This window comes from Sorangiineae bacterium MSr12523 (genome assembly GCA_037157775.1).
GTDB classification, from domain to species: domain Bacteria; phylum Myxococcota_A; class Polyangia; order Polyangiales; family Polyangiaceae; genus Pendulispora; species Pendulispora brunnea.
The window spans coordinates 9,199,935-9,225,414 of the sequence record CP089982.1 but is presented as its reverse complement, the minus strand read 5'-3'; the positions used below and the strand labels follow the sequence as shown (position 1 = coordinate 9,225,414).

Sequence of the window (25,480 nt, the reverse complement as noted above, 5' to 3'; positions counted from 1 at the left end):
AAGCGCGCCCGGCGTGGGGCACATGCATACGCATGGATCGTCGTGCATGGCTTCTGGCCGCTGGGATGGTGTTCGCTCCGTGTGTCGCGTACGCGCAGGAGCCCCGAGGAGTTCACGTTCACCTCGAAGATACGTCGACGCACCTCGAACGAAAGACGCTTCGGGGGTGGGAGCTCGTATGTAGCTCGGGATGCGATCGCGAGGTGCCAGCGGGGACCTATCGACTGACGCGTGAGGAGGCTCCGGTGGATTCCGCCAAGCTCGAGCCCGGATCGGTGCGCCTGCCCTCGGTCACCGCGGAGCGGGCGGGCGTTCGCATTGCGCCCGTCGGCGAGCCGTTTTTCCTCGACCCGCAGCGCCATCAAGACGTCGGCATTGGGCCCAATGGTGGGCGGTCGGCCTTCATCGGTTTCGGGGTCCTGGGCCTGGTGACGGGCAGCATCGCATCGACCATCGGCGGGTTCCTGTTCTTCGTCGACAGCTTCCACTGCATGTACGACGAATCGAGCAGCACGTCGTGCGAGTCCGAGCAATCGCGTCTGCTCACGCGGGATGGCCTCATCGCCGGCGCTGGCGTCGCCGTGATCATCACCGGAGCCGTCCTGTTGGGCGTGGGCGTGCACCAACCCAAGGTTTCCCTCACCGAGCGGCAGCGAAACATCGCGCAGCACGTCTCGTCGTTTGCCTGGCGCGCGCCGGAGCCGTCGCGGGTGGGCGCGGCGAGCGCCCCGACGTTTCCCCTCTTGACCGGGCGCTTTTAGTCGGAGCTTCTCATGTCATTTCGAGCCGGTTTTCTCGCCATTGGGTTGTTTCTCGCTCCGTTCGTGCCACACGCTGCGCACGCTCAGGAGTCCGTGCAGGTTCATCTCGAGGAGCCCACCACCCGTCTCGAGCGGCAGACGCCGCGCGGTTGGGAGCTCGCGTGCGATGGCGCATGCCGCGACGAGATCCCCGCGGGGACGTATCGCTTGCGCAAGGCCGAGGACGGAGAACCGATTGGGGGCCCGTTTCGATTGGACGCCGAGCACACGCCGGACGTTCGCGTGGGCCCCAATCGCCTTCGACCCATTCTGATCGGGCTTGGGGCTGCCGGCATGGGAACGGGCGGGCTTGCCGCCCTCATTGGCTGGTTCATAGCCTCACCGCCCCATTTTTGCATCGATCCCCCGCCGAATCAGCCGTGCGAGGAACCCGAGACGAACCACACCGGCACCGCGATCGCCGTGGCAGGTGTCGTCACGTTCATCGCAGGCACGGTGCTTCTCATCGGCGGAGTGAGTCAGCCTCCGGTTGCCGTTTCGGATCGCCGCACCAGCGCACCCGTCTCGGTCTCGTGGCGCCGGCCGGAGCCGAGCCGCGTTTCCGCCACGCCCGGTGCGATGACGTTTCCGCTGCTCAGCGGAAGCTTCTAGTCCACCGCGGGCCAGTCTTCGCGCAGCGTCTCCGCCGCGCGCGCGATGTCGATGGCGTCGGGCGCGCGCGGGATGTCCACCTTGTCGCCGCGCACGACCCCGTCGATGGCGGCGGCGAGCCCCGCCTCCACCGCGACCAAGTCGTAGCCGCCCTCCAGCACCAGCGCGATGCGACCTTTGGCGCTTGCGTTCGCCTGAGCTGCCAGCGCATGCGCCATCCAACCGAACGCGCGTGACGTGAGCTCCATTTCCGCGAGCGGATCGCGCTTGGCGGCGTCGAAGCCCGCGCTCACCAGCACCAGCTCCGGCTTGAACGACTCGAGCACCGGCAAAATCACCCGCTCGAAGGCCGCGCGGTACACGCCATCGCCACCGCCCGCGAGCAGCGGCACGTTCACCGTGAAGCCTTGGCCCTCGCCCTCACCGCGCTCGTCGGCGGCACCCGTGCCCGGATAAAACGGGTACTGATGCGTCGACAGATAGAGCACGCTCGGATCGCGGTAAAAAATCTCCTGCGTCCCGTTTCCGTGGTGCACGTCCCAGTCGACGATGGCCACACGTGAAAGGCCGCGCGCGCGCGCATGCGCGGCCGCCACGGCCACGTTGTTGAGCAAGCAGAACCCCATGGCCTGCGACGCGCGCGCGTGGTGCCCCGGTGGCCGCAAAAGCGCGACGCCGCGCGGGATTTCTCCGTCGATGAGCGCATCCACCATGGCCACGAGACCGCCGGCCGCCTTGCGCGCCGCCCCCACGCTCCGCTCCGAGACGTACGTATCGGGGTCGAGGTAGGCCCGCTGCCCGCGCAGCTCGGTGAGCGACTTCAGGTACTCGGGCTCGTGCACCCGAAGCAGCTCGTCGTCGGTCGCATCGCGTGGCTGCACGTGGGTCCAGCGAACACCGGGCCGCTCCAGCGCCGCACGCGCCGCACGCAGCCTTTCGGGCCGCTCGGGGTGGTAGGCCAGCGGTACGTGCTCCTCGTAGACGGGATCGTCCAGGAGAAGACTCGAGCCGTGGAGTCGACGAGAAGCCGGGCCAGAAACGTCGTTCGCCTTGGGGTGGATTTCTTTTTGCTCAGCCATCGTCCCTGGTCTTGCTCACATCAGTTGCGGCCGTCCCGACGCGAATGATAGCGTCCAAATGCGTTCGGGAGCAGCCCGGCGCACTCGCGGTCCGAGGGCGAATGCGAACCAAGATTATCGCTGTCAACGCGGTTATCGTTCTTTTGGTCGGACTCTTGACGTTCGTGCTGGTGCGAAAAGCACTGGATTCGGCGGCAGGAAATCCCACCCAGCTCATGGTCGAGGCCAAGCGCGACGCGCAGGCGGCATCGGCTCGACTGCAGCTCGATGGGCTGCGCATGGAAAGGTGGCTGGCCGGCAAGGCCTCTGAGCCTGCCACACTCGAGGTCCTAGCGAAAGCGAGTCCCGTAGCCCGGGGCGATGCGGCCACGAATCTGTGCGATGCCATTTTGAGCGCGGCCAAGCAGTCGCCGGTCTTCGCCGGGGCCGTGCCCTCGCTGGTCGTCCTCATCGACGCCCAGGGAAAGAGCATCGGCCGAAACGGCACCAACATAGGCCGGGGTGAGGACTACGCCGCCGCCTACGAGGGGCTGAAAACGGCGCTCGCCAACGGCCAGAGCGGCTCCGATGCCTGGGCCAAGGCCGAGCGCAACGACCAGTACCTCGCGTCGTACGCGCCCGTGCGCGATGCGCAGGGCAGGGTCGTCGGCGCTATCGCGGCCGGTTTCACCCTGAACGATGAGCTTTCGCGGGTGAGCGACGCCACCACCGGGCGCGCCCTGCGCTTGGTCACACCGCAGGGAAATGCCCTGCAAATCGCGGCGGCCGCTGCCGGTGGTGAAAATATCAACACGGCCATCAACGGCGACGCCAAGGACACCGTCAAGAACGCGCTCACTGCCGGACGCGTCGGCGCGCAGATGGTCAGCGACACCATCATCGCGGCCGCCGTGCTCGAGGGGTTTGGCGACGGCAAGCGCGCCGTCGTCGTTTCCGCCCGCCCGGCCTCGCTCATCGAGAACGTGAACGGCCTCATTTTGCCGGGAATTTTCGGCGTGACCTTGCTCGGCCTGGTCCTCGTCGTCGTGGGCGGTTGGTTGCTCGGCAACTACATCACGCAGCCCATCGCGGTGCTCGAGGAGGGGTTGCTCGCCATCCTCAATGGGCAGGCGGACAAGCGCTTCCAGCTCGATCATCCCGATCTGGGCGGCCTCGCGTTCCGCATCGACCAGCTCTTGAACCAACTCATGGGCATCGAGGAAGACACGACCGACGAAGAGGGCCGCGTTTCCAAGGCCCCCACGGCGTCGAACTTCAACGACGCCATGTCCGTCGACGAGCGCCAGCTCGACGCCGGGGCCCTGCAGCAGCTCGCCTCCGAGCCCGCGGAGCAGTACTACGCGCGCATTTATCGCGAGTACATCGCCGCCAAGCGTCAGCTCGGTGAGGCCGTGGATCACATCACCGATCAGACCTTCCGCCAGCGCATTCAGGGCATGGAGCAGGAGGCCTCGCAGAAATACGGCAAACCGGTCCGCTACCGCGTCCAACTCCGCGGCCGCGAGGTCACTTTGCTCGCGATTCCGCTGGGTTAAAAGCCGGATAGATCGTTGACGCCGCCTCCTCGGCGACCAACTTTGCGCCCGCTGGAATCTGTAGGGTGCTAAACAGGTTCCCGCTCTATCCAACCGGGGTGGCGGGGATCTGTTTCGAGGAGAACGTCGTGGGTTTGTTCGATCTATTCAAGGCCGGCTCGAAGGAAAAAGGCGAAAAGAAGGACCCAAAAGCGGCCGCGGCCGCCAAGTGGGCCGAGCGGGCCGGTGACAAGCGGGCACAGAATTACGACCGCCAGGAGGCCATTGCCGCCCTCGCCGACATGAAAACGGGGGAGGCTGCCGCCGCGCTCCTCAAGCGGTTCACGTTCACGATCGACCCGTCCATCACGGATCAGGACGAAAAAGACACGGCCTTCGAGGGCATCGTCGGCGCCGGCGAGCTGGCCATCGAGCCGATCCGCGCGTTTTCCACCAAGGCCGCGAGCCTCGCCTGGCCGATGAAGATCCTCAAGGAGCTGCTTCCCGAGGAGGCTTTCGTCGAGGAGCTTCTCTCCTGGCTATCGCGCTGGGACACCGAGTACTCGAAGTTCATCGACCCGAAGATTCAGCTCCTCGCCGCGCTCGAAGACTACAAGCACCCAAAGATCCGCGAGGCCGTCCAACCGTTCCTCGAGGACGTGAACGAGACCGCGCGCTTCCACGCCGTCGCGACGACGTTCGCACAGGGCGACGAAGCTGCGACCCCGTCCCTCGTGTCGCTCTTCGTCGACGAAGAGAGCTTCCGCATCAAGAACAAGCTCGCCGACGGTTTCGCCGCCACCGGCTGGCCCATCCCCGACGACCAACGCGACTCCATGCGCAAGGCGCTCCCGCCCGGCTACTCGATCGACGCCGCCGGCAAAGTCCGCAAGCGGTAGAACAGAAGAAGAAGGAACCGCCAGGACGCCAGGGTCGCCAGGGGGGAACGGCTGGTTTCTTTTGTTTTGAGCTCATTTCACCTGATGAAATGAGCTCAAAACAACAACGCCAGGGTGGCCTGGGGGGTATCACCCTGGCGACCCTGGCGTCCTGGCGGTTTCCCTCTTCTGCGAGTTACCGAATCTTCGGGCTCGTGGGGAAGTGGAAGCCCAGGGCGATGGAGATCATTTGATTGAACTTGAAGGTGCGGTCTTCGCTGTTCACCTTGTCGTCCGGGAACTCGCCGTTGGCGCCGGTGCCGCGGGAGTCGAAACCGCCGCGGTTCCACGAGAAGGGGAAGGCGCGGTATTCGAAGCCGAGCGACATCAACTTGTTCATGTAGAAGGAGAGACCTAGGCCGAACGTCGGCGCGATGGCCGTGCGTGAGGCGAGATCGAACGAGCGCGCTTCGGTGCAGCCCGGCTGCCCACCGCCACCGCCACAGTCGCCGCGCTCCTTCAAGCCTACGAACGCCACGCCGCCGTGGATGTACGCATCCGTGTCGACGAAGATCTTCTGGAAGATCGCCAGCTTGCCGCGGAAGGGAACCAGCGTGAGCTGCGGTGCCGCGATCCACTCCAACTTACCGACTTGGTCCTGGAAGGCGCCAGGCGTCACGTTGCTCGAGGTGAGCGGAGAGCCACGCGGCTTGGCCTTCTGATCGATCTGATCGGTCAAGTCCGTCGCGATGCTGCCCACGCCGTACGCAGCCCAGACGCCGATGCCGAGCCAGTCCTTGATGTTGTACTGGAGACGTCCGCCCACGAAGATCGTTCGTCGGTACTCGTCGAGCAACGTGAACGACACCGTCGGAGCAATCTCGAACCGACCCTCGCGATAGCGCCGCAGGTCCATGACGGGCGGCTTGCCCGCGAGCGGTCCGGTAATTTGAATCTCTTGGGCTTCTGCGGTTCCCACGCTCGCCATGAGCGTGCCCGCGAGAGCCGCTACGCCCGCCAATCGCGCAAAAAGAGCTCTCATTTGGGCAACCGGTAGTCCCAGCTAAAGGGAATGAAGACGCTCACACCAATTTGGGCCTGAACGTTGTTGGTGATCTGGTTGTCGCCGAACCAAGTACCTTTGTCGGTCTTTGCCGATCCGGGGGCGATGGTGAGGTTTTCGAGTTTCTCGTTGAAGATGTAGTCCCGAACTTCCGCCGTGACCGCAAACCAACGATTGAGGAAGATGCGCAACCCGAGGCCCAAGTTGACCGCGAGCTTCATCTCGTAATCGAACTTTCGATTGTCCGGGTCGATAACCGGAATCGGTCGCGTGGAGATAGCTCCGACACCGCCCACCACGTATGCGTCGTAGTGGAAGATGAAGTCTCCGAATGCCGCGAACTTTCCGTACATCGGCACGTACGTGAAATTCAGCGCCGCGGAGAACTGATATTCATTCAGCGGTGCAGCGACGTGCGTGGCGCGCCGGTTTTCGAAGTTGAATCGCGAGTCGGTGTTCAACCCGGTGTACAAATTACCGTTCAACCCGATCGCGAGGACGTTCGTGAGATAGTAGTTGATCGCCAGACCCGGACCCGGGTGGCTCACGAACTGATCATTCAGCGTAAATCCGAAATACGGATTGAATTCGAAGCGGCGTGCTCGCAGTGCGTAAATCTGTTGCACCGCATAGATTTCCGCTTTGACGTCTTTCTTCGCGGCCGCCCTGACGTCTTCCGGCTTCGGACACGCGGACGGGTCGATGTCGCAGATACCGCCCGTGGCGCCGGCCGTCGGTGCCGCTGGCTGCGCAGGCGTTTGTGCACCTGGCTGCGGCGAGTCGAGTTCGACGGAGCCATCCGCAGGTGGCGGCGTTGCGGGTGCAGGTTGATCGAGTTCGACCGCCCCTGCTCCAGTGCCAGGTGTGCCGGCTGGTGCACCTGCTGGAGGAGCCGCAGGCTTTTTGCCGCCAGGCTTCTTCTTCTGCGCCATCGCGTTGGATGCGGACAGCACGAGCCCGGCGGTGAGCGCACCTGTGAGGAGCCACCGTGTTGCCCTCACCAGGTTAGGTCTCTCCCGCATGTTCTGCGGCCTTCGACATTGATTTGCCCGGACGTCCGCGGGCCTAGCCTGCTTCATCGTGACCCCTGTCAGGTTTACCCCGCCATCGGCGGGACCCCGCTCACATTCGCCCCCGCTGTCGCGGGGACCGCATCCGCACTTGCGAATAACCGTTTGGCCTTTTTCAAAAGTGCCAACCGAGCAACTTAACTGCTTAGAACTATTGGGGAATCAGGCTTACGGCTAAAGTGTACACGACTATAGCATGTGCAAATTCAGCCAATCAACGACTATTCGCGATCACGCTGCTCTTGCCTCTTCATCCGGTTTGCCAAAGAGAGCCTCTACGAATTCGTCGGGGTAGAACTCGCGAAGGTCCTCCGCGCGCTCACCCAGACCGATGTATCTTACAGGTAGTTTCAACTCGTCGCAGATCCCCAGCACGATGCCTCCTTTCGCGGTGCCATCGAGCTTGGTCAAGATTATACCCGTGGGGTCCAGTGCTTCTTTGAACAATGCCGCTTGGCTAAGTGCGTTCTGGCCGTTGGTCGCGTCCAGGACGAGCAAGATCTCGTGCGGCGCGCCATCCATCGCCTTCGCGATCGTTTTGCGCACTTTCTTAATTTCATCCATAAGTGGCGTCTTCGTGTGAAGGCGACCTGCCGTATCGACCAAGAGAAGGTCGATTTGCGCCTCCTTGGCTTTGGTGGTCGCTTCGAACGCCACCGCGCCAGGATCCGAGCCTTCTTTGCCCTTCACCACTTCCGCCCCTACGCGCTTGCCCCACACTTCGAGCTGGGCCACCGCAGCCGCACGAAACGTATCACCTGCGGCAAGCAAAACTGATTTCCCCTCGCCGGCATACTTCGTTGCGAGTTTGCCAATGGTCGTGGTTTTTCCCACACCGTTGACACCCACCATCATCGCAACCGACGGCTTGGTCGGAAAACGAAGCGGCCCGCCGTCGAGCGACAGAATGCGCATGGCCTCTGCGCGAAGTTCTGCCCATACGGCTTCCGGATCAGCGAGCTCGTTGCGGTTCAATTTCTCTCGCAGACGTTCGAGCACCGTTTGCGTCGTTTTGACGCCTACGTCGCTCGTAAGCATGACTTCTTCGATCTGCTCCAAGATGGCCGGGTCGATCTCTTTCTTGCCGACGAAGAGCGCCGTAAGCCGTGCAATGAAACCCGTGCGCGTGGCGGCGAGTCCTTTGCGAATCCCCGCGACGTCGCGCTTGGCAGGCTTGGCCGCTTCCGGTCGCGCCGATTCGACGGGCGCCAGATCGGCTTGGGAGAGCTCTTCGGTGACGGGAGGTGAGGGCGGTGCCTTTTTCGAAGGCTCGGCCTTCGCCTCGGCGGCCTTCTCGGCCTTCCTCGGTGGAGGTGCACCGCTTTCGCGGAGCGCTGGGCGCTCGACGCGCTTGGTGGGCTCTTCGCGAGATTCACCAGCGGCTTTACCCGGTACCTCCGGGGCCTTCTTGCTGCGGAAGAAAAAGAGAAGCGCCGCAATCGCGACGACAACGACGACGGCGATGATCCATTCCATGGCTACGTTGAAGCTCCGTTCCGTCGTGCCAGGTCTTGCTCGATGCTGGCCCCGGGGTTGCGACTATAGGAACCCGCCACGGACCCCGTCAATTTGTTAAGTCCCGCGTATTTTTTAAGTCGCGCCTCACAACACGGGCTCGACGAACCTGGCTCCTGCGGAACACGCCCCCCCGCCGAGGTGCGGGGGGCTCTCAGTTCCCCCCCCTCCGGGGGGGATGCCTCGGTAGGGATGGGGCGGGGTTTACTTGGGTTTGCTGCGCTGGAGGGATGTCCAGTTTCACCGCCCGGCCTTTGGAGGCGGGAGCGGCCGTGGGAGCCATTTTCTCGATGTCTTCTTCGGCGCGCGCGTCGACGTCGTCAGCACTGAACGCCGCGTGTTCGACCGCTTCCGCCCAGCGCGCGGTCGCGAAATCGCCACCGGCCACGTCGCGCACGTGTCCCGGCGTCGGCTCGGGACGCTGATCGAACGGGCGGCCGCGCACGCGCGCCCACGCAATGAGCCGATCGAGCAGGGCCCGTTTGCGCGACACCAGGGAAATCTCGATTTCACCGGCAGGCGGTAGCTTTTGACGGAAAGCGGAATGGAAAGGCCCTTCGGCGACCAAGCGCGCGTCTTGTTCGAGCCGATTCGCATCGAGGGTAAAGCGTCCCTCGTCGTCCGTAACGCAACTGGCCGCCAGCTCGCGCTGCCCGAAGGTGGCATGTTCAATGACCACCCGCACATCGGTGATGGGCGTCCCATGGTGTGCGTCGATCACGCGACCGGTCCACCTTCGCGGGTGAGCTGCGCTGGCCGGACGCACCACTTCCAGGCGTGCCTCGGCCGGTCGCTCCGCGGGGGCCTTTGCTTCGCGCGGCGGGAGCGTGCGTGTCGCTCGCCGTCCCAGCCTTCCCAGGACCAAAAACGCCGCGACCGCGATCCCCGCAATTGCGAGTGGCAGTTGCCGCAACGGACTCGGACCTTGGAGCGCCACCATGATCGAGAGCGGCTCGTCCGGCTCGTACCAAGGTGCATCGGGCAGGTAGCGCACCGAGAGCATCGCGCTCGATGTTTCGGGCGACACGAAGCTCGAGACGACGTGCGCGACTCCCTTCTCCACGGGTGCTGCGCCGACGACGTGTTCGCCGAGGCGAACTTCCACGCTGCCTCCCGTGGCATCGCCCGCGCCGCGGATCTTCGCGTGCACGTCGATGGGGATGCCATCCTCGGGGATGCCCGTGATGGTCGCGTTGCCCGCGACATCGACCGACAGCGTGACATGCGTGTGCCGCTCGATGGGGATGATGTGCAAGCCCGCGCTGGTATCCACATCGCCCGCGTACACGAGGCGGAGTTCCCCAGGACCCGGCGCACCGAGCTTCTTCGGATCGAGAACGAAGTGCACGCGCCCTGCGGCGTTGGTGCTCGCATATCCGAGCGCGGTGTCCTTCTCGTTGCGCAAGGCGAGCATGCGTCCGGCGAGCGATCCGCCCTCGGTCTCGTCGACCGTTGCCACGGCATCCATTGCGAGGCTGTTCGCATCGATCATCAGCGAGCGCGGTGCGGGATCGAAGCGAAGCGAGATGGAGCGCTTGGCGAGATCGATCTCGAGATCCGTTTTCGCCCCTTCGAGAAGTGACGAACCTTGCGTCGCAAGGTGGGCCACGTAGTGATCGGCCGACAGCGGAAAACGCGCGCAGAAGCGCCCTGCATCATCGACCTTCAGCGCACCCGCTGTATTTTCCGGGGGGCGCGTCGGTGGATCCTCACACCCGGTGGGACGTTGCTCACCTTCCAGGCCCAGCGCTTCCTCCGTGCGGCGATCGCCAGCGCCGCGGACGCGCGCGAGTGAAACCGACACGGTCTCTCCGGCGAGGGCCTGCCCCAGATCGTCCTTCAATGTGCCCGAGAGAACGAGCGCTCCATTTTGACGCGCGGCCCTCGCGTCGATCTTCGCCGCCCCACGCACGTGCACGCGCAGTTGCGCATACGCGTGTCGCGCGAGACCCGTAGACGAAAGAAAGACAAGGGCACACACGCACGCGAAGCGCACGTGACGTGCTCTGTAGAGGATGAGGCCAAGACGACGAAATGGATCCACGAGAGGGCTCTTCTTGAAGGAGCTCCCATGATACCTTGCTCAGCACGTTGATGAACGGAAAGCGCGGGCTCGCGTTGGCGTGGATGATGGGACTTTCCGTCCTTTTGCTCGTCGCCGCTCCGAGCCGCGTCCATGCGGAAGATCGGACGCAGTTCCTCATCACGCGGCTGCAGTACCCGCCTGCGGCCGGCGTTGCGGACGACTTCCGTATCCGCACGAGTGCCGCACTCGGCCTGGGCTCCCTCGCGGACGTTGCCGAACGGGACAAAGCCATCACGCCTCTCTGCCAATCGCTCTCCTCCGATCCGAGCGACATCGTGCGCCAATCGGTCGCGGCCGCGCTCAAGCGCCTGAATCGGCCATCCGCGGCGAGCTGCGTGCGCAACCGCCTCGCCAACGAGGGGAACGCGCAGGTGAAGATGCAGCTTCAACGCACGCTGGATGCGCTGGAGGGATCCTCGGGTAGCGGTGGTGGCGGCGGCGGATCGCCTGCGTCGAGCTCGGGGCCGTGGACGCCCAAATTCGTGCAAAATGCACGTTATTACGTGGCCATCTCGGCCATCACGAACAACACGGGCCGGCCGATCGAAGAAGTGGAGCGCGCCATTCTTCCGGCGCTTCGCGGCAAGATCGAGTCACTGGGCGGCTATCAGCTCGCCCCGGCGAAAGAAGGGATGGACGCGGCCCGCGCGACCATCTCCAAGCGCAAGTTGAAAGGCTACTACTTGGCCATCTCGGTGGAGAAGTTCGACTATGCGGGCGGCAACCTGCGTGTCCGGGTCAAGTGTGCAGTCTTCGACTATCCAGGCAAAAATCTCCGGGGGGAAGTGCCCGCGGGGCTCACACAAGCAGGGGTTCGTCCCGGCGATCATTCGGCGGAGCAGAACTTGATGGGCATGGCCGCAGAACGGGCCGCCGAGCTCTTTGCACAAAATTTCCAGTGAGCATCCATTAGATGTGATGACGACAAACTGGCGCGGAGGGGTCGTGTCCGGCACCATGAAGGAAAGAATCCGATGACCACTTCCGCCCCCGTTGCGTCGTCCGCCCCTGGCTCCCCCCAAGGCCGCGCGCGTCACCAACGTAACTTGCGCAACTACCTGATCGACTCGAGCTTTCAGCTCAAATACACGGGCTTCATCATCGCCGTGGCGCTCGTCATCAGTGCGATTCTGGGCGTGTTTCTGCTGAGCACGAGCCACAAGGTGGTGGAGCAGAGCGACCATGTCCTGGTCGAGAGCAAGAAGGTTTCCGATGTCGTCAAGATGACGATCCGGGACAACTACGCGGACAATCCGGAGCTCGCAAACGCCTTCAACGGCGAGGCCGTTCTCAACGAGCAGAAGCTCGCCGAGCAGCGCCAGTCATTGGTGCAGAAGCAGAAGGTGATGCTCGTGGCGCTGGTGGGCGGGCTGACCTTGATGGTCATCCTGATCGGGCTCCTGGGGATTTACTTCACGCACAAAGTGGCCGGCCCGATTTACAAGATGACCATGCTTCTGCGCCAAGTGGGCGAGGGGAAGCTGTCGTTTCATGGGCGCCTGCGCCGCGGCGACGAGCTGCAGGACTTTTTCCAGACCTTCCTCGACATGGTTCAAAGCCTGAAGGCGCGCCAATTCCGCGAGTACCAATTGCTGGAGGCCGCCATCGAGAAGGCAAAGGCCGCCGGGGTAGGCGAAGACGCGCTCCACGACGTCGTCGTGGTCAAAGAGGAGATCAAGGCGTCGTTGGACATCAAGGGCGACTTCTCCAGCCCCGCGCTCTGATCTCTTCTTTCCCGTGCCCGTGCCCGTGCCCGTGCCCGTGCCCGATCTCCTTTCCCTCTCCCGAAGAGGAAAGATCGGGCACGGGCACGGGCACGGGCACGGGCACGGGATGAGAGGGAGGCTCTCTAAGCCGTGATGGCGCCGGGGATGTACTCGATGTGGACGCTCCCATCGACGCCGAACGTGACGCCTGCAACGTCGATGCGCATGCGTGCAACGTCGGGGCGCTTGGATAAGTAGCCGCGCCATAAGCGGTCGGCGGCGTGGAGCAGGCGCATTTTCTTCTTTCCTGCGACGCTCGCGAGCGGCTTCTCGTAGGCGGTGGCGCCGCGGGTTCGCACTTCCACCAAAACAGCAAGGCCATCTCGAAGGCCGACGATGTCGACCTCCAGATGGCCCAGTCTCAGGTTTCGCGCGGCGACGTCGAATCCTTGCGCCTGCAAGTACTCGACGACCGCGTCTTCTGCTTTCTTCGACGCGCCGAGACGGCGCGCCTGCTTTTCAACCGCCGCAGGCGGCCTTGCTCGCGGCATTGCACACCGCCGTCGGGGGATTCCCGGTGTTGTACTTCGTGCCCGACTTGACGCAGTAGCCGCCGGAGAGCTCTTGGCTGAACTGGCTTCCGATGGAGGCCACGAGCTGCTCGCACGTAAAGCCGTCGGGGCACTCGCAGTAGTTCGCTCCGTCATCGGTGCTGCCATCGGCATTGGCGCAGCGGCAGGAGCAGTAAACGGCCTTCTCCGGGAGACGATCGACCAGGTTCGCCGCTACCGCCTTACCGTTTGCGGCGTTGCCGACGATCTTGCCGTCGACGGTGCCCGGTAGGACGCACGGCTTGTCGATGCCCGGGTTGGCCGTTCCATCGGGCGTCTGACCGAAGGGGCAGGTGACGCGGCCTTGGAAGTGATTCACCAAGCAAAGGCGCGTCTGGCACTGGTAGCTCTTCGACTCGACGTTCACTTCGTTGACGTCGAAGCCGTTGAAGGTTGCGTCGTATTCACGCTCCGGTCGGCACGGGTCGCCAACGCCTTGCGTGCTGTTACACCCCGGTGCCGCGATCGTGAAAAGGATGGCCGAGGCCACGAGGCCAAGCAGGCCCCGCGTAATGAGGAGGCGCGAGCTAATCATCGTGAGGGCTCTCTCTCTTTGAGACGGACTTCAAGGGATCCGCCGACCCAATACAAGATGCAGCGACCTGTTTTTACGGTAATCGACTTCTTCAAATAAGGTCAAGCGGCCCACCGTGCCTCGCAAATCTTTCACGCGCCCCAGAAGGCGTAACGAAGGCGTTTCAATACATGCTTCGCCAGCGCTCTCGCGTGATGCCATCTTGCGCGACTCGTGTGGTCGCGGTGGGAGAAGTAGGCCAAAGCTTCCATAAGTTCACTTGTCTCAATGGCCGATCTCGTCTCCATCTTTCTTCGCTTCGGCCATCTTGTTTTCAATATAATGACCTAAGCAGATCACCCTGTTGTTGGCCTTGTTTCACCTTGACAAGCAGCAAATCGCCTCCGTACCATCGCACGGCTCGGGGTGAATATCCTTTGAACATCGTTGACGTTTTTGGCTGCGTGGATCCCTTTTCCGGCGCGCTGTTTCGTGAAACGACGCGAGCATGAGGAGCAAATCGATGCGACGCATCTCCAAGTGGGGTGGCGGGTCCCAAGCCCGCGCTCTGAATAAGGTAGGCCTTCTTCTGCTGGCGTCTGCGCTCACCCTGGGCACGCCGGGAGAGGCCGATGCGCAAAAAGGTAAGCCCAAGAAGCCGCCCGCAGGTGCGCCTGCGAAGCCTGCTGCTGGTACTGGGACCCCGGCAACTCCAGCGACTCCCCCGGCAACTCCTCCGACCGGAGGTTCGGACGTGGAGCTCGACGCGAAGCCCGGTGCGGCACCCGCGGCCGCGGCCAAGCCGGTCGACAACTCGCCGCCACCGCAGGCCGGTCAGATGACGCAGCAGGCGCAAGAAGCCAAGCGCCTCTTCGATGGTGAGAAGTGGCAGGAAGCCGCACTTGCGCTCGACCGTGTTCGCAAAGGTGAGACAGGCGACGACGAGGGCAACAAGCAATTGGCGCAATACCACCTCGCCATTGCCCTCTATCGCATGAAGTTCTACCAGGCCGCCTACGGCATCTTCAGCGAGATCGCCGACAAGGCGAACCACCTGAAATTCAACGAGACGCTCCTGTGGCTCTCGAAGCTGGCCACCGACCTTCCCGAGCCGGCCGACATCGTCGAGCGCGTCGGTAAATACTCCGATGCACAAATCGAACGATTCAACAATGCCAATCAGCGCGATTTGTATTGGCAGCTAAATTATCTTCTGGGCCGGTACCGATATCGCAATCGCCAATACGAGGATGCGATTCGACTTTTTACCAAGGTCGACCGGCAATCGAAGTATTACGTCCAGTCTCAATTTTTCCAAGGCATCAGCTACGTGCAGCTGCGCAAGTCGGTGCCGGCGGTCCAGTCCTTCCAGCGCATCGTCGGCGCGATCGACGAGGGCGTGCAGGGCGTCGAGGACGAGGCCCGCATGCGCGACCTCGCGTTCCTCTCGATGGCGCGCACGTACTACTCGGCGTCCGTTCGCCTCGACGAGAACAATGCGCCCACGATTGACAGCCAGAAGCTCTCGGCTGCGGTCAAGTACTGGAACAAGGTCGACGTCGCGAGCGAGTACTGGCTCGACGGCCTGTTCGAGGAGTCGTGGGCCTACTTCATGGCAGGCGACTACCCGCACGCACTTGGTAACATCCACACCATCGGGGCGCCGTATTTCCCCAATTCGCACTATCCGGAAGCGGAAGTCCTACGTGCGGTCATCTACTTTGCGAACTGCCAGTACGAGGACGCTCGCGTCATCGTCGCAAAGTTCCAGGGGAAGTATCAGCCCATCTACGACGAGCTGAACAAGGTTCTCGGCCGATTCAAAGGGGAGAACCAAGAAGAGGCCTTCTACAAGTTTCTCAAGGACGTGCGGGAAGACAAAGCCAACCTCGATCCTCGGATCAAGCCGATCGTCCAGAACGCGCTGTCCGACCGTCAGCTCCTGCGCAACCTCGAATACGTGAAGGTGCTCGACGACGAGTCCGCGCGGTTCAAGCAACGGCCGGCGGGCTTCCAGTCGTCGTCCCTGGGCGCGGACGTGAAGGACTCGCTCCAGCTTGCGCGCGATCTCGCGGTGCGGAACACGGGGCAGCTGGCCCGCGACCGCTACCAGCGAAACCTGGATGAGTTGAACGAACACCTGCGCAACGCCTCGAAGATCCTCATCGACATCACGGCGGCGCAGCGCAACCAGCTCGACGTAGCCATCTCCGGTGGTCAGGTCACGGCGGCCGAGTCGAAAGCCAACATCGTCAAGCCGGACGAGGAGCACGTCATCTGGCCGTTCGACGGAGAGTACTGGCGCGACGAACTTGGCTTCTATCGCCAGACCATCACCTCGAAGTGCGGGAGGTAGTTTCTCATGAATAAGGTCATCGCGTTCGGGCTCGGGCTGCTGTCCATCGCCGTGGTGCACTCCAGCGCCATGCCCGTGGCGGCAGCAGAGACTGCGGGCGGCGCGTGCATCAACGATGCTGCACGCAAAGAGCTCACCGCATGTCCGGGGGCCGGCCCGAAGGAGTTCGACGTCGGGAAGCACGGCAATCAGCCGCATGTCAATTTCCGCGGCGTCGCCCCCGTCGATGGGAAAAAGAAGGGCGAAATCAAGCCGGGGGCCCCGACGGAATCGATTCCCCGCGATGAACGAAAGAGCCGCCTGCAGGCGCGTGCGCGCGCCCTGTTGGTGACGGAAATCCAGGGGCTGGAAAGCCTCTTCGCGTCGACGCCAAAGAGCTCGCCCGACCGGGTCGAGCTCGCGCGCCGTTTGTCGGAGGACTACGTCGAGCTCGAAAGCGCCGCCTTCAAAGAGAAGACGCAGGCCGAGATCGACCGCGACACGCTGAAGAAGACGAATCCGGCGGGCGCGGGGCAAAAGCAGACGCAAGCCAACTCCGCTGCGCAGATCATGAACGGCGCCCGCGGCAAGGCGCAGAATTACTACTCGCTCATCAAGAACGAGTACCCGAACTACTCGAAGCTGGACGAGGTCCTCTACTACCTCGCCTACGAGTACGAGCAGGCGAACGACAACGCCAATGCGCGAAAAGTCTATCTCGAGCTGATTAATAAGCGCCCCGATTCGAAGTACGTTCCCAATGCGTACCTCGCCTTCGGTGAGCTCTTCTTCAACGAGGCGATGGGCGATCCCAGCAAGTGGGATCTGGCCGCGCAGGCGTACACGGAAGTCATCAAGTACCCGCCCGAGAAGAACAAGGTGTACGGGTATGCCTGGTACAAGCTCGGGTACGTCTTCTGGAACCAGTCGCAGTTCGAGAAGGCGCTGAACGCCTTCAAGAAGACGATCGACTGGGGCAACACGTACAAAGAGCAGCCGGGCGCCAGCAAGCTGGCCGATGCCGCGCGCAAGGACACGATTCCGGTCTACGCGCTCAAGGGCAATCCCGCGGCGGCGTACAATTACTTCCACAACATCTCGGGCGACACGCCAGGCTCGGACACGAAGACGTTCCAGATGATGGACGACCTCGGCGTCAACTACCTGGACACGGGCCACTACCCCGAGGCCATCACGCTCTACCGCGACTTGATGAGCCGCGATCGCAACGGTGACAAGCACTGCGTCTACCAGGCGCACATCACCGAGGCGACGCTCGCGATGAAGTCCGGCAACAAGGACTTGGTCAAGACGGAGCTCGACAACCAACTCAAGAACTACAACGAGTTCAAGAACGCGAACCACACCGCCGAGTCGAAGAAGGAGTGCGCGAACAAGACCGCAGCGCTGCTCACCGAGACGGGCATGGCCTGGCACTTGGAGGCCGTCGGTTCGCAAGGCCAGCGCGGTACGGGCGACCAGAAGGCGATGACCTTGGCCGCCTACCTGTACAAGAAGATTGGCGAGACCTGGAACGCGCAGGACTTCTCGACCTTCGAGTTCCCCCGCATCGTCAAGGAAGACTGGCCCACGCTCTACAAGATCCGCTACGCGATGGCGGACCTCCTCTACTTCCAACAGAAGTGGGCGGAGTGCGGTCCGGCGTTCGATGCGGTCGTGGCGGAGAACCCCACGGGACCCGATGCTCCGGAGGCCGCCTACGCCTCGGTGCTCTGCTACCAGAACATCTACGAGGCGACGCACAAGGGCGACACCGACAAGAAGGGCATGGGCAATGCGCCCGGCCAGGCGAAGCAGAGCGAGGCCCAGAAGAAGGCCGAGGACGATGCGCGCCTTCGACCCAAGCCGCTGACCGACAACCAGAAGGGGATGATCACCGCCTTCAATCGGTACATCTGCTACATCAAGCCGGTCGACGCGCAGGGCCAGGACCAGCTCGTCGAGGTGAAGTACGCCCGCGCGCGTACCTACTTCGAGGCGCAGCACTGGGAGGAAGCCGCGGCCGCGTTCCGCGAGATTGCGCTGCAGAATGCCGACAAGGACGTCGGGATTTACGCCGCGCAGCTTTACCTCGAGGCCATCAACGTCATCGGCTCGCACTCCAATCCGCCGCGTCCGGCCTGCTACGACGACATGCAGAACGACGTGCCGAAGTTCGTCGAGCTGTATTGCACGGGTGAGAAAGAGAAGAAGAACGCCGACCAGTGCGTGTCGCTCACCAAGGTGAGCTGCGACATCCAGCGCTTGAAGGCGCAGAAGCTCGTGGAGCTTGCGGACAAAGGCGGACCCAACGCAGTTCAGACCTACGAGCAAGCGGGCAACACGTACTTCGAGTTGTGGCGGCGCTTCGGCGAGGCCCAGTTGAGCCAAGGACAACCCGGCCAGTGCGAGCGCCTGGACGAGATCCTCTACAACTCGGCCAAGGCATTCCAGGCGGCCCGTCTCGTGGCGAAGGCCATCAAGGCGCGCATGACCTTGCTCGACCCGCGCTACAAGATGGACAAGTCGGACCTGGCGAAGAAGGCCACGTACGAGATCGGTGGGAACTACCAGGCCATCGCGGTCTACGACCAAGCCGCGGAGTGGTTCGAGAAGTTCGCCAAGGAGAATCCCAAGTACGAGAAGGCCGACCAGGCTCTTTCGGACGCCACCGTGCTCCGTCTCGGATTGGGCGACGAGGAGGCGGGCATCAAGGACGCGGAGATGTTCCGCAAGAACTACGGTGCGAGCAAGCCGACGCAGGCCGCGACCATCGCCTTCGCCATCGGCGCGCACTACGCCGAGAAGGAAGATTGGGACAAAGCGCAGAAGGCGCTCGAAGACTCGATCGGCTACATCGATCGCAACGCGGCGCCGGACATCCAGGTGCAGGCGCACGCGACCCTGGCCCGGGCGTACTTGAAGGTGCGCCACCAGAACAAGGATCGTTCGCACGCGGACTACGCGAAGGTGCGCAAGATCTGGGAGAACCCCGCGGACGCGGTGCGCAAGATCAACGATTCGTACCCGAACGAGGACGAGGCGCAGAAGCAAAAGCGCGTCGGCAAGGCCCTCAATGCCGTGGGCGAGGCGTACTTCGCGGCGGCCGAGGAGCTGAAGAAGGAGACGGTCGACAAGATCAAGTTCCCCGTCTACCGCGGCTCGGGCACCAAAGAAGACGTGGTTCGCCACATCAACACGCGCGTCAAGGAGTGGCTCGAGAAGAAGGGCCCGGCCATCGAGAAGGCGGCCGCCGAGTACAAGAAGATCGTCGACCTGCAGCCCGATGCTCCGCCGAAGTGGGTCATCGCGGCCGGCTCGCGCGTCGGTCTGATGTGGGGTGACTTCGTCGACTCGTTCCGCGCCGCTCCCATTCCGGAGTCGTGGAAGAAGGACGCGGAGATGCGCGGCGTGTACTTCGACGCACTCGACGCGAAGAGTGAGCCCATCAAGGTGCAGCGCGCGAAGCCCGCGCTGGTCACGTGCCTCACCTACTCGGTGAAGTTCCAGTACTTCGACCAATACTCGCGTAGCTGCGAGGAGTGGCTCGCGAAGAACTACAAGGCCGAATACCACGTCGTCGACGAGCTGCGCGGTGCGCCGACCCTGTCGAACAGTGGTCTCGATGACAAGCCGCCGCCGCTCACCATCGGCGGGTTGATCTGGCACCCGCAGAACACGGGCCCCGCGGAGAAGGTGGCCGCGAGCAGCGTGGCGGCTCCGTCGGATGATCAGAAGGCGGACGCGAAGAAGGGCGACAAGGCTGGCGGCGGCAAAGGCGGGGTGAAGGCCTCGGCCAATGCAGGCGCCGGCGGTGGTGGCGGGGCGAAGCCGCCGAAGGGCGCGACGGTTCGGCCTCTACCCGGTGGGAAGAAGAAGTGATGGGGACCACGATGAATCGAAAAGTGAAAACGCTGGTGGCATTGGCCGCCTTGGTCGTGGGCTCCGTCACGGTAGGTTGCGGCGGCGGGGCCAAAGGCGAAGGAGCAAAGTCTCCCGACAGCGCGAAAGGCCCCGTGAGCCCCGGCAAGCCGGCGGAGGTCAACAAGGAGGCGCAGGACAAGTTCTTCGCAGCCATCGAGGTCTTCAACGGCCACGACAAAGCGGGCAACTGGAACGACGCGGCCTGCCAGGAGACGGCGAACCTGTTCAAGGCCGCCGCCGCCGAGCAAAAGGGCGGGAAGTTCCCGGAGGCGACCTTCAACGCGGGCCTCTCGTGGCAGCGTTGCGGCAACGACAAGGAGGCCAAGGCCCTGTTCGAGAAGGCCTTGGCCGACGATCCGAAGTTCCACCACGCGCGCGTGCAGTTGGCGCTCTATCAGTTCAAGGCGGACGGCAACGAGGACGCGGCGATTTCGTCGCTGCAGCAGTCGGTTCTCGACGCGCAGTTCCAGAACGTGCCGGCGCTGGTGAACCTGGCCATGCTCCAAATGCAGCGCGACGGCGCGGCGGCGGGCGATGGCTGCAAAGACGACATGGAGTGCGCGAAGAAGAATCTGCAGCGCGCTCTGGCCATCGACGACGCGTACATGCCGGCGTTCAACCAGCTCGCGCTCTACTACTTCCAGCAGGCGAAGAAGCGCGCCGGCGGCGCGAAGGTGAGCTCGGGCCGGGGCAAGGGGCGCGGGATTGCGACCAACGCGGCGCTCGGAAAGCGCGCCGACGTGCAGCAGCTCGAGCTTGCGGCGCTGGTGTGCTCGCAGGCGGTTCGGAAGAATCCGAATTACGCGCCGATCCACAACACGGCGGGGCTCATTCAGAACGAGCTCGGTCAGATCAACGGCGCCGTGAGCGAGTTCAATCAAGCGGCGAAGCTCGATCCGAAGTTCTTCGAGGCGCAGATGAACTACGCGTTCGTCAACCTCTCCTTCCGCGGCTTCGAGCAAGCGCAGGCGGCGCTCCGTCGTGCGCTGGACATGCGCCCGAACGATTACGACGCCCACTTGGGAATGGCGCTCGCACTTCGTGGTCAAATCACCGACGCCAATTACGACGCGCAGGTGAACGCGGTGCAGGCGGAGCTCGACGCGGCGAAGAAGATCGACCCGAATCGGCCGGATGCCTTCTACAACGAGGGCATTTTGACCCAGGAATACAAGGCCAAGGGCGGCGGCGGTAAGGACAAGACCATTGGCGCGCTCAATCAGGCGAAGAGCATTTACGGCGACTTCGTCGCGAAGGCGACGGGGCGTTCCGAATACGACGGCGCCGTGAAGCGCGCCAAAGAGCGTATGCAGGATATCGACGACACCATCGCCTTCTTGGCGGCGGGCGCCGCCGATGACAAGGCGGCCGCACCTCCCGCAGCGGGCGCACCTGCCGCGGCTGAGGCACCGAAGAAGTGAGCTTTCACCCCGCCTCCCCAACTCGAGAGCCCAAGCTCCAAGACGCGGCGGGGTTTTTTATGGAACTTGGCCCTTCGCTCGTTGTCCGTTCCAATAGGAAGAGTCGTTTTTGCTCTGCAAAGAAGATCAGAAAACATTGAGCGGAGAGATTGACCGTCACGACTGGCGGGGGGTACACTGTCACTGTAATCGCCAACGTCACCGCATTGAGCGCAGGGCTCGCGGTTTTTATCGGAGAGACACACCCATGAACGGGAGCAAGCGGAAGTCGGTGATGGTCGGTTGCGTCGCGGTGCTCGTTACGCTCGCTCTGAGCGTGCCTGCGTTTGCGCAAGCGCCTGCCGGTGGCGCTCCGCCGGCGGGCGGCGATGCCAAGGCTGGCACCAAGGCGACCACGAGCAACGAAGGCTACGGCTACGAGTTTTCCGACGATCCGTTGAGCGCGGGGGGATTCGGTCCCCAGGATGCCACCATTCGCGTGCGACCTGGACCGGTGCGAACAACGCTGATTCGACCCCGTACATCGTTTGTGCCTGAGATGTTGAAGTCGGTGGAGAATCTGTAAACCATGGAAAGCCAAGGTAAGCCCAAGGTTGCGCTCACGTTTGCGCTCTACCAAGGCGATCAGCTCGTTCGTCGCGACACGATCGTCCAAGACATCGTCGTCAAGATCGGCAAGGACCCGCGAAGCCACCTGCGCGTGGACGACGAGCTTGCGTCCCGCATGCACGCGGTCATCGAGGTGGCCTCGCCTGGCGACATCACGCTGATCGATCTCGGCAACGAGCCGGGGACGATGGTGAACGGGCAGCGGGTCAACAAGTGCAAGATCCGCCCGGGCGACCAGATCCAGATCGGCTCCACTTTGATTCTGCTCGAGAGCGCCGAGCTCGCGGGTGCAGGCGCGACGAGCCAGATCGGGCAAGTCGCTCCGCCGCCTCCGCCCCCCGCACCCGTGCCGCGCGTGCAGACCGCGGTGGGGACGGGCTTTGCGCCGGCGCCGCCCTCGGTGGATCCGGGCTACACGGCGCCCGCGTCTTCGGATCCGCGCGGCCACAATCCGTTCGGCGGTCCTCCGTCTTCTGGTGGCGGCATCGCAGGACGCGACGTGCAGACGGGGGCCGCGATGGCTGCCCAGGCTGCGGCTGCCCAGGCATCGGCTGCGGGGAATCCGTTCGCGGCGAATCCGTTTGCGGCACCGCCCGGGGCAACGCCGTTTGCCGCGGGGCCGCCGCCGGGTGCGAGCCCATTCGCGGTGTCCGCGCAATCGCCGTACGGGCACGCGGATGTCGATCCGAATGCGCCGCCCGGCACGTACACGTACAAGCTCGTGAAGAGCGGTCCGGAGGTGAATCCGGACGAGGTCGAGGTTGCGCACCTCGCGGCCATCGAGGTGATGATCCTGTGGGACACCAACGTGCTCCACGTCTCGCACCTCACGCCGCCGCGTTCGTTCTTCGTGGGCGAAGAACAGATGGGCAACATCGGGTGTGACTACTTCATCCCGAGCGAGACCTTGGGAACCACGCGTGCGCCGATCGTGCTCGCGCGCGGGGGTAGCGCCGCGTTGGTGATTCTGCCGCGCACCACGGGCACGGTGGAGATTCCGGGTCAGCCGAAGCTCACCATCGCCGACTTGATCCAATCGGGACGCGCGCGTCCGTCGAGCGAGATCAGCGGTGGGTACGAGTTCGAGCTTCCCGCCGGCGCCAAGGCCAAGATGGAGCTCGAGGGCTCGGGCCTCGTCTTCCAAGTGAGCGCGGTGAATGCCGGCAAGGCTCCGCCGATGGGCGCCTTCGCGCAGTTCGAGCCGGCGGCGTACGCCTTCGTGGGTCTCTCGTTCTTGATCCACATGGGCATCGTGGCGGCGCTCGCGTTCTTCATGCCGAGCATGGGCGCGGACGACAGCGAGGCGATCGATCGGGATCAAATCCTGAAGATGCAGCACTTGCTGAACGCTGCGGCCGAGCGCGAGCAAGAGCAGCGCGACACCGAAGCCGTGCAGGACAACGCCGACAACAAAGAAGGCGGCACCGGCACGCGCGCCAAGGGTGAAGAAGGTTCCATGGGGAACCCGACCACCAAGGAGACGGGCCACCGCTACGGCGTGCAAGGTCCGCAGGACAATCCGGATCCGCACATCGCGCGCCAAGCGGCGCTGCACGAGGCGGCGGAATTCGGCATGATCGGTCTCCTCAACGTGGGCGGAGGCGCGGATCCCAACGCGCCGACGGCGCCGTGGGGAAGGGAAGACTCGCTCGGGACGGATCCGATGAGCGCCCGCGGCAACATGTGGGGCGACACCATCGGCGATTCGTTCGGCGCCGGCGGCCTGGGTCTCTCGGGCGTTGGTGAAGGCGGCGGCGGCCGCGGCGAAGGCATCGGTCTCGGCAACATCGGGACCCTGGGCCATGGTGCGGGAACCGGCACAGGCCAGGGCTTCGGCAATGGTCACGGTCGTTTGGGTGGTTCGCACCAGACGAGGGCACCGAGCATCCGTCAGGGCACCACGCAAGTGAACGGGCGTCTGCCGCCCGAGGTCATTCAGCGTATCGTTCGCCAGAACTTCGGCCGCTTCCGTCTCTGCTACGAGAACGGGATGCGCACCAACCCGAACTTGTCGGGTCGCGTTTCGGTCAAGTTCGTCATCGACCGCCAAGGCGCGGTCGCCACGGCCTCCGATGGAGGTTCGGAGCTTCCGGATCAGGGCGTCGTTCAATGCGTCGTCCGCGGGTTCGGAAATCTGTCCTTCCCTCAGCCCGAGGGCGGCATCGTCACCGTCGTGTACCCGATCATCTTCAGCCCGGGCGACTGACACGGTTATGTAAGCGCGCAAGCATGCGGCCGAGGTCCGAAGGACGGATCTCGGCCGCGGTGCTTTGTGGCGCTTCGAGCACGAGCGCGTGCGCGTGCAGGAGCACGATCACGTACACGACCACGAAGCACGATCACGTGCACGTTTCCGTTGTCGTGGTCGTGCTCGTCTTTCGTGCACGTGATCGTGATCGTGGTCGTGCACGCGCACGCGCTCGTGCTCGAAGACTCCTCGGCGCTCCCCCGCCTCAACGCTCTCTCCGCCGCCGACATCCGAACCCCAGCAGAGTGGACTTTTTGCTTCATGCCCCGCTACACTTTGATCAAGGTTTTTAGGCGGATGTGGCGGGCTCTTTTCGCGGCCGTTTTCCTTCGGGAACGTGGCACATTCGAGGTTTTACGATGACGATGCGCATGAAGGTACTCGTGGGGCTCGTGGTCGGCGCGGTAGCCACGGTTCTCTCCGCAGGCTGCAGCCGGAACAACATCGAGGCGGTGAATCTGTCCAACGAAGGGGACAAGGCGCGCGCGACGAACATCGATGAAGCGATATCGAAGTACGAGCAAGCCACCAATCTCGATCCGACGAACCATCGCATCCTCTGGAAGCTGGCGACGGCCTATCAGAAGAAAGAAGCGTGGGACAAGGTCGCATCGACGTGCGCGCGCGCCGAGAAGCTCGCGCCGAAACACGCCAATTACTTCTTTTTGCATGGCTATGCGCTGGAGCAGCAGGCCGTGAAAGGCCCCACGGGTTGGGCCGATGCGAAGGGCCCGCTCCAGACGGCCATCCAACTCGATCCCAATTACGCGGAAGCGCATTTCGAGTTGGCGCAGGTGCTTTTGCACACCGACGACGAGGCGGGGGCACTTCAAAATTATACCGAGGCGATTCAAAAGAAGCCCGACGAGACGGTGTTCTACGGGCCGCTCGCGGACCTCTACATTCGACTCAACTTCTTCGAGCAAGCTGACGCCGTCCTCAAAGAGGCCGTCTCGTTCGCCAAGCCGGGCGACAAGACGCTCTTCATCATTCGCTCGCTCGCGGGCGAGGTGAAGGAAGTTCGAGGGGACTTCAACGGCGCCATTGCCGACTTCGACGCCGCAAAAGCTGCGTGTGGCGCCTGCAACGAAAAGGGCCAGCAGATTGCGTTCTTCAACCTCGGCTTTGCCTATTCGAAGGCGCAGCCGCCGCGAAAGAACGAAGCCGTGCAGCAACTTCAGAAGTTCCAAAACACGACCTGCAAAGGCGCAGCGGCCAATCGCTACGCCGATGAATGCGCCCAGGCTCAAGAAATCCTCAAGCAGCTTGGCGGGAGCTGAAGCCTGAGGTTCGGAAGCAAGCCAGAACGCGCGACATTGCGCGACATGTATGGAGTTAGACCGACGATCTCTACGGTGGAGTCTCCTCCGTTCGAGGTAGGCTCGCCGTTTGTCGCGCCGTTGGATCAAGGCTCACAGCACCTTCTGCGTCTGATAGCTTTACTGTCCGTGTCGTCCTCCCACAAAGGGCCCTCGCTTCCTTCCGCGTCGGCGGA

General features: G+C 63.5%; 19 protein-coding genes. 12 read left to right on the top strand and 7 right to left on the bottom strand.

Annotated features, from left to right (window positions below; all coding sequences use genetic code 11):
- Nucleotides 1-32 precede the first annotated feature (32 nt).
- Together LZC95_35865 and LZC95_35860 are read left to right on the top strand one after the other, a co-directional pair.
- Complete coding sequence (locus tag LZC95_35865) at nucleotides 33-761, top strand: hypothetical protein (GenBank protein ID WXA91816.1); 729 nt, start codon at nucleotides 33-35, stop codon at nucleotides 759-761.
- A gap of 12 nt (nucleotides 762-773) precedes the next feature.
- Nucleotides 774-1,412, top strand: a complete 639-nt coding sequence (locus tag LZC95_35860; protein WXA91815.1) for a hypothetical protein — start codon at nucleotides 774-776, stop codon at nucleotides 1,410-1,412.
- Here LZC95_35860 and LZC95_35855 read toward each other — a convergent pair.
- The gene (locus tag LZC95_35855) at nucleotides 1,409-2,491 is read right to left on the bottom strand and encodes a histone deacetylase (GenBank protein WXA91814.1); all 1,083 of its coding nucleotides are present in this window, start codon (nucleotides 2,489-2,491) and stop codon (nucleotides 1,409-1,411) included. The two genes, LZC95_35860 and LZC95_35855, sit on opposite strands and share 4 nt — an antisense overlap.
- 101 nt (nucleotides 2,492-2,592) lie before the next feature.
- On the opposite strand from LZC95_35855, the gene LZC95_35850 reads away from it, so the two are divergent.
- Nucleotides 2,593-4,026 (top strand): cache domain-containing protein, encoded by a 1,434-nt coding sequence (locus LZC95_35850; GenBank protein ID WXA91813.1) that lies wholly within the window; start codon nucleotides 2,593-2,595, stop codon nucleotides 4,024-4,026.
- 128 nt (nucleotides 4,027-4,154) lie between these two features.
- Entirely contained in the window at nucleotides 4,155-4,904 is a 750-nt protein-coding gene (locus LZC95_35845) for a HEAT repeat domain-containing protein (protein ID WXA91812.1), read from the top strand.
- Nucleotides 4,905-5,079: 175 nt separating this feature from the next.
- Here LZC95_35845 and LZC95_35840 read toward each other — a convergent pair whose 3' ends face one another.
- From LZC95_35840 to LZC95_35825, 4 genes are all read right to left on the bottom strand, one after another.
- Nucleotides 5,080-5,925 (bottom strand): hypothetical protein, encoded by an 846-nt coding sequence (locus LZC95_35840; protein WXA91811.1) that lies wholly within the window; start codon nucleotides 5,923-5,925, stop codon nucleotides 5,080-5,082.
- Nucleotides 5,922-6,968, bottom strand: a complete 1,047-nt coding sequence (locus LZC95_35835; GenBank protein WXA91810.1) for an outer membrane beta-barrel domain-containing protein — start codon at nucleotides 6,966-6,968, stop codon at nucleotides 5,922-5,924. Before LZC95_35835 ends, LZC95_35840 begins: the two co-directional genes overlap by 4 nt.
- 279 nt (nucleotides 6,969-7,247) lie before the next feature.
- Nucleotides 7,248-8,492, bottom strand: a complete 1,245-nt coding sequence (ftsY, locus tag LZC95_35830; protein ID WXA91809.1) for a signal recognition particle-docking protein FtsY — start codon at nucleotides 8,490-8,492, stop codon at nucleotides 7,248-7,250.
- 193 nt (nucleotides 8,493-8,685) lie between these two features.
- Nucleotides 8,686-10,575, bottom strand: a complete 1,890-nt coding sequence (locus LZC95_35825; protein WXA91808.1) for a carboxypeptidase-like regulatory domain-containing protein — start codon at nucleotides 10,573-10,575, stop codon at nucleotides 8,686-8,688.
- Between the two features lie 35 nt (nucleotides 10,576-10,610).
- On the opposite strand from LZC95_35825, the gene LZC95_35820 reads away from it, so the two are divergent.
- Together LZC95_35820 and LZC95_35815 are read left to right on the top strand one after the other, a co-directional pair.
- Nucleotides 10,611-11,519, top strand: coding sequence for a HEAT repeat domain-containing protein (locus LZC95_35820; GenBank protein ID WXA91807.1), 909 nt, complete (start codon nucleotides 10,611-10,613; stop codon nucleotides 11,517-11,519).
- Nucleotides 11,520-11,591: 72 nt separating this feature from the next.
- Nucleotides 11,592-12,341: a hypothetical protein gene (locus tag LZC95_35815; GenBank protein ID WXA91806.1), complete on the top strand. Its 750-nt coding sequence runs from the start codon at nucleotides 11,592-11,594 to the stop codon at nucleotides 12,339-12,341.
- Between the two features lie 125 nt (nucleotides 12,342-12,466).
- On the opposite strand, the gene LZC95_35810 is transcribed toward LZC95_35815, so the two are convergent.
- Both LZC95_35810 and LZC95_35805 read right to left on the bottom strand, forming a co-directional pair.
- The gene (locus LZC95_35810; GenBank protein WXA91805.1) at nucleotides 12,467-12,874 is read right to left on the bottom strand and encodes a YraN family protein; all 408 of its coding nucleotides are present in this window, start codon (nucleotides 12,872-12,874) and stop codon (nucleotides 12,467-12,469) included.
- The gene (locus LZC95_35805; GenBank protein WXA91804.1) at nucleotides 12,843-13,469 is read right to left on the bottom strand and encodes a hypothetical protein; all 627 of its coding nucleotides are present in this window, start codon (nucleotides 13,467-13,469) and stop codon (nucleotides 12,843-12,845) included. The genes LZC95_35810 and LZC95_35805 overlap by 32 nt, the downstream gene beginning before the upstream one ends.
- Nucleotides 13,470-13,971: 502 nt before the next feature.
- On the opposite strand from LZC95_35805, the gene LZC95_35800 reads away from it, so the two are divergent.
- The 6 genes from LZC95_35800 to LZC95_35775 all read left to right on the top strand — a co-directional run bounded on the left by LZC95_35800 (nucleotide 13,972) and on the right by LZC95_35775 (nucleotide 25,265).
- Entirely contained in the window at nucleotides 13,972-15,804 is a 1,833-nt protein-coding gene (locus tag LZC95_35800) for a hypothetical protein (GenBank protein ID WXA91803.1), read from the top strand.
- 6 nt (nucleotides 15,805-15,810) lie between these two features.
- Entirely contained in the window at nucleotides 15,811-19,665 is a 3,855-nt protein-coding gene (locus LZC95_35795; GenBank protein ID WXA91802.1) for a tetratricopeptide repeat protein, read from the top strand.
- Nucleotides 19,666-19,676: 11 nt separating this feature from the next.
- A complete protein-coding gene (locus LZC95_35790) occupies nucleotides 19,677-21,128 on the top strand; it encodes a hypothetical protein (protein WXA91801.1) in 1,452 nt (483 codons plus the stop codon).
- A 247-nt stretch (nucleotides 21,129-21,375) separates the two neighbouring features.
- Nucleotides 21,376-21,693 (top strand): hypothetical protein, encoded by a 318-nt coding sequence (locus LZC95_35785; protein WXA91800.1) that lies wholly within the window; start codon nucleotides 21,376-21,378, stop codon nucleotides 21,691-21,693.
- Nucleotides 21,694-21,696: 3 nt separating this feature from the next.
- On the top strand, nucleotides 21,697-23,943 hold the full coding sequence (locus LZC95_35780) for an AgmX/PglI C-terminal domain-containing protein (protein ID WXA91799.1): 2,247 nt from the start codon (nucleotides 21,697-21,699) through the stop codon (nucleotides 23,941-23,943).
- Between the two features lie 401 nt (nucleotides 23,944-24,344).
- Nucleotides 24,345-25,265 (top strand): tetratricopeptide repeat protein, encoded by a 921-nt coding sequence (locus LZC95_35775; protein ID WXA91798.1) that lies wholly within the window; start codon nucleotides 24,345-24,347, stop codon nucleotides 25,263-25,265.
- The last annotated feature ends 215 nt before the right edge of the window (nucleotides 25,266-25,480 follow it).

What these genes read in the sequence shown, in the direction of transcription:
- LZC95_35850 (WXA91813.1), top strand. Translation starts at nt 2,593, where the DNA reads ATGCGAACCAAGATTATCGCTGTCAACGCGGTTATCGTTCTTTTGGTC.
- LZC95_35815 (WXA91806.1), top strand. Translation starts at nt 11,592, where the DNA reads ATGACCACTTCCGCCCCCGTTGCGTCGTCCGCCCCTGGCTCCCCCCAA.
- LZC95_35785 (WXA91800.1), top strand. Translation starts at nt 21,376, where the DNA reads ATGAACGGGAGCAAGCGGAAGTCGGTGATGGTCGGTTGCGTCGCGGTG.
- LZC95_35780 (WXA91799.1), top strand. Translation starts at nt 21,697, where the DNA reads ATGGAAAGCCAAGGTAAGCCCAAGGTTGCGCTCACGTTTGCGCTCTAC.
- LZC95_35840 (WXA91811.1), bottom strand. Translation starts at nt 5,925, where the DNA reads ATGAGAGCTCTTTTTGCGCGATTGGCGGGCGTAGCGGCTCTCGCGGGC.
- ftsY (WXA91809.1), bottom strand. Translation starts at nt 8,492, where the DNA reads ATGGAATGGATCATCGCCGTCGTCGTTGTCGTCGCGATTGCGGCGCTT.
- LZC95_35805 (WXA91804.1), bottom strand. Translation starts at nt 13,469, where the DNA reads ATGATTAGCTCGCGCCTCCTCATTACGCGGGGCCTGCTTGGCCTCGTG.
- LZC95_35800 (WXA91803.1), top strand. Translation starts at nt 13,972, where the DNA reads ATGCGACGCATCTCCAAGTGGGGTGGCGGGTCCCAAGCCCGCGCTCTG.
- LZC95_35795 (WXA91802.1), top strand. Translation starts at nt 15,811, where the DNA reads ATGAATAAGGTCATCGCGTTCGGGCTCGGGCTGCTGTCCATCGCCGTG.
- LZC95_35810 (WXA91805.1), bottom strand. Translation starts at nt 12,874, where the DNA reads ATGCCGCGAGCAAGGCCGCCTGCGGCGGTTGAAAAGCAGGCGCGCCGT.
- LZC95_35860 (WXA91815.1), top strand. Translation starts at nt 774, where the DNA reads ATGTCATTTCGAGCCGGTTTTCTCGCCATTGGGTTGTTTCTCGCTCCG.
- LZC95_35775 (WXA91798.1), top strand. Translation starts at nt 24,345, where the DNA reads ATGACGATGCGCATGAAGGTACTCGTGGGGCTCGTGGTCGGCGCGGTA.
- LZC95_35835 (WXA91810.1), bottom strand. Translation starts at nt 6,968, where the DNA reads ATGCGGGAGAGACCTAACCTGGTGAGGGCAACACGGTGGCTCCTCACA.
- LZC95_35865 (WXA91816.1), top strand. Translation starts at nt 33, where the DNA reads ATGGATCGTCGTGCATGGCTTCTGGCCGCTGGGATGGTGTTCGCTCCG.
- LZC95_35790 (WXA91801.1), top strand. Translation starts at nt 19,677, where the DNA reads ATGAATCGAAAAGTGAAAACGCTGGTGGCATTGGCCGCCTTGGTCGTG.
- LZC95_35855 (WXA91814.1), bottom strand. Translation starts at nt 2,491, where the DNA reads ATGGCTGAGCAAAAAGAAATCCACCCCAAGGCGAACGACGTTTCTGGC.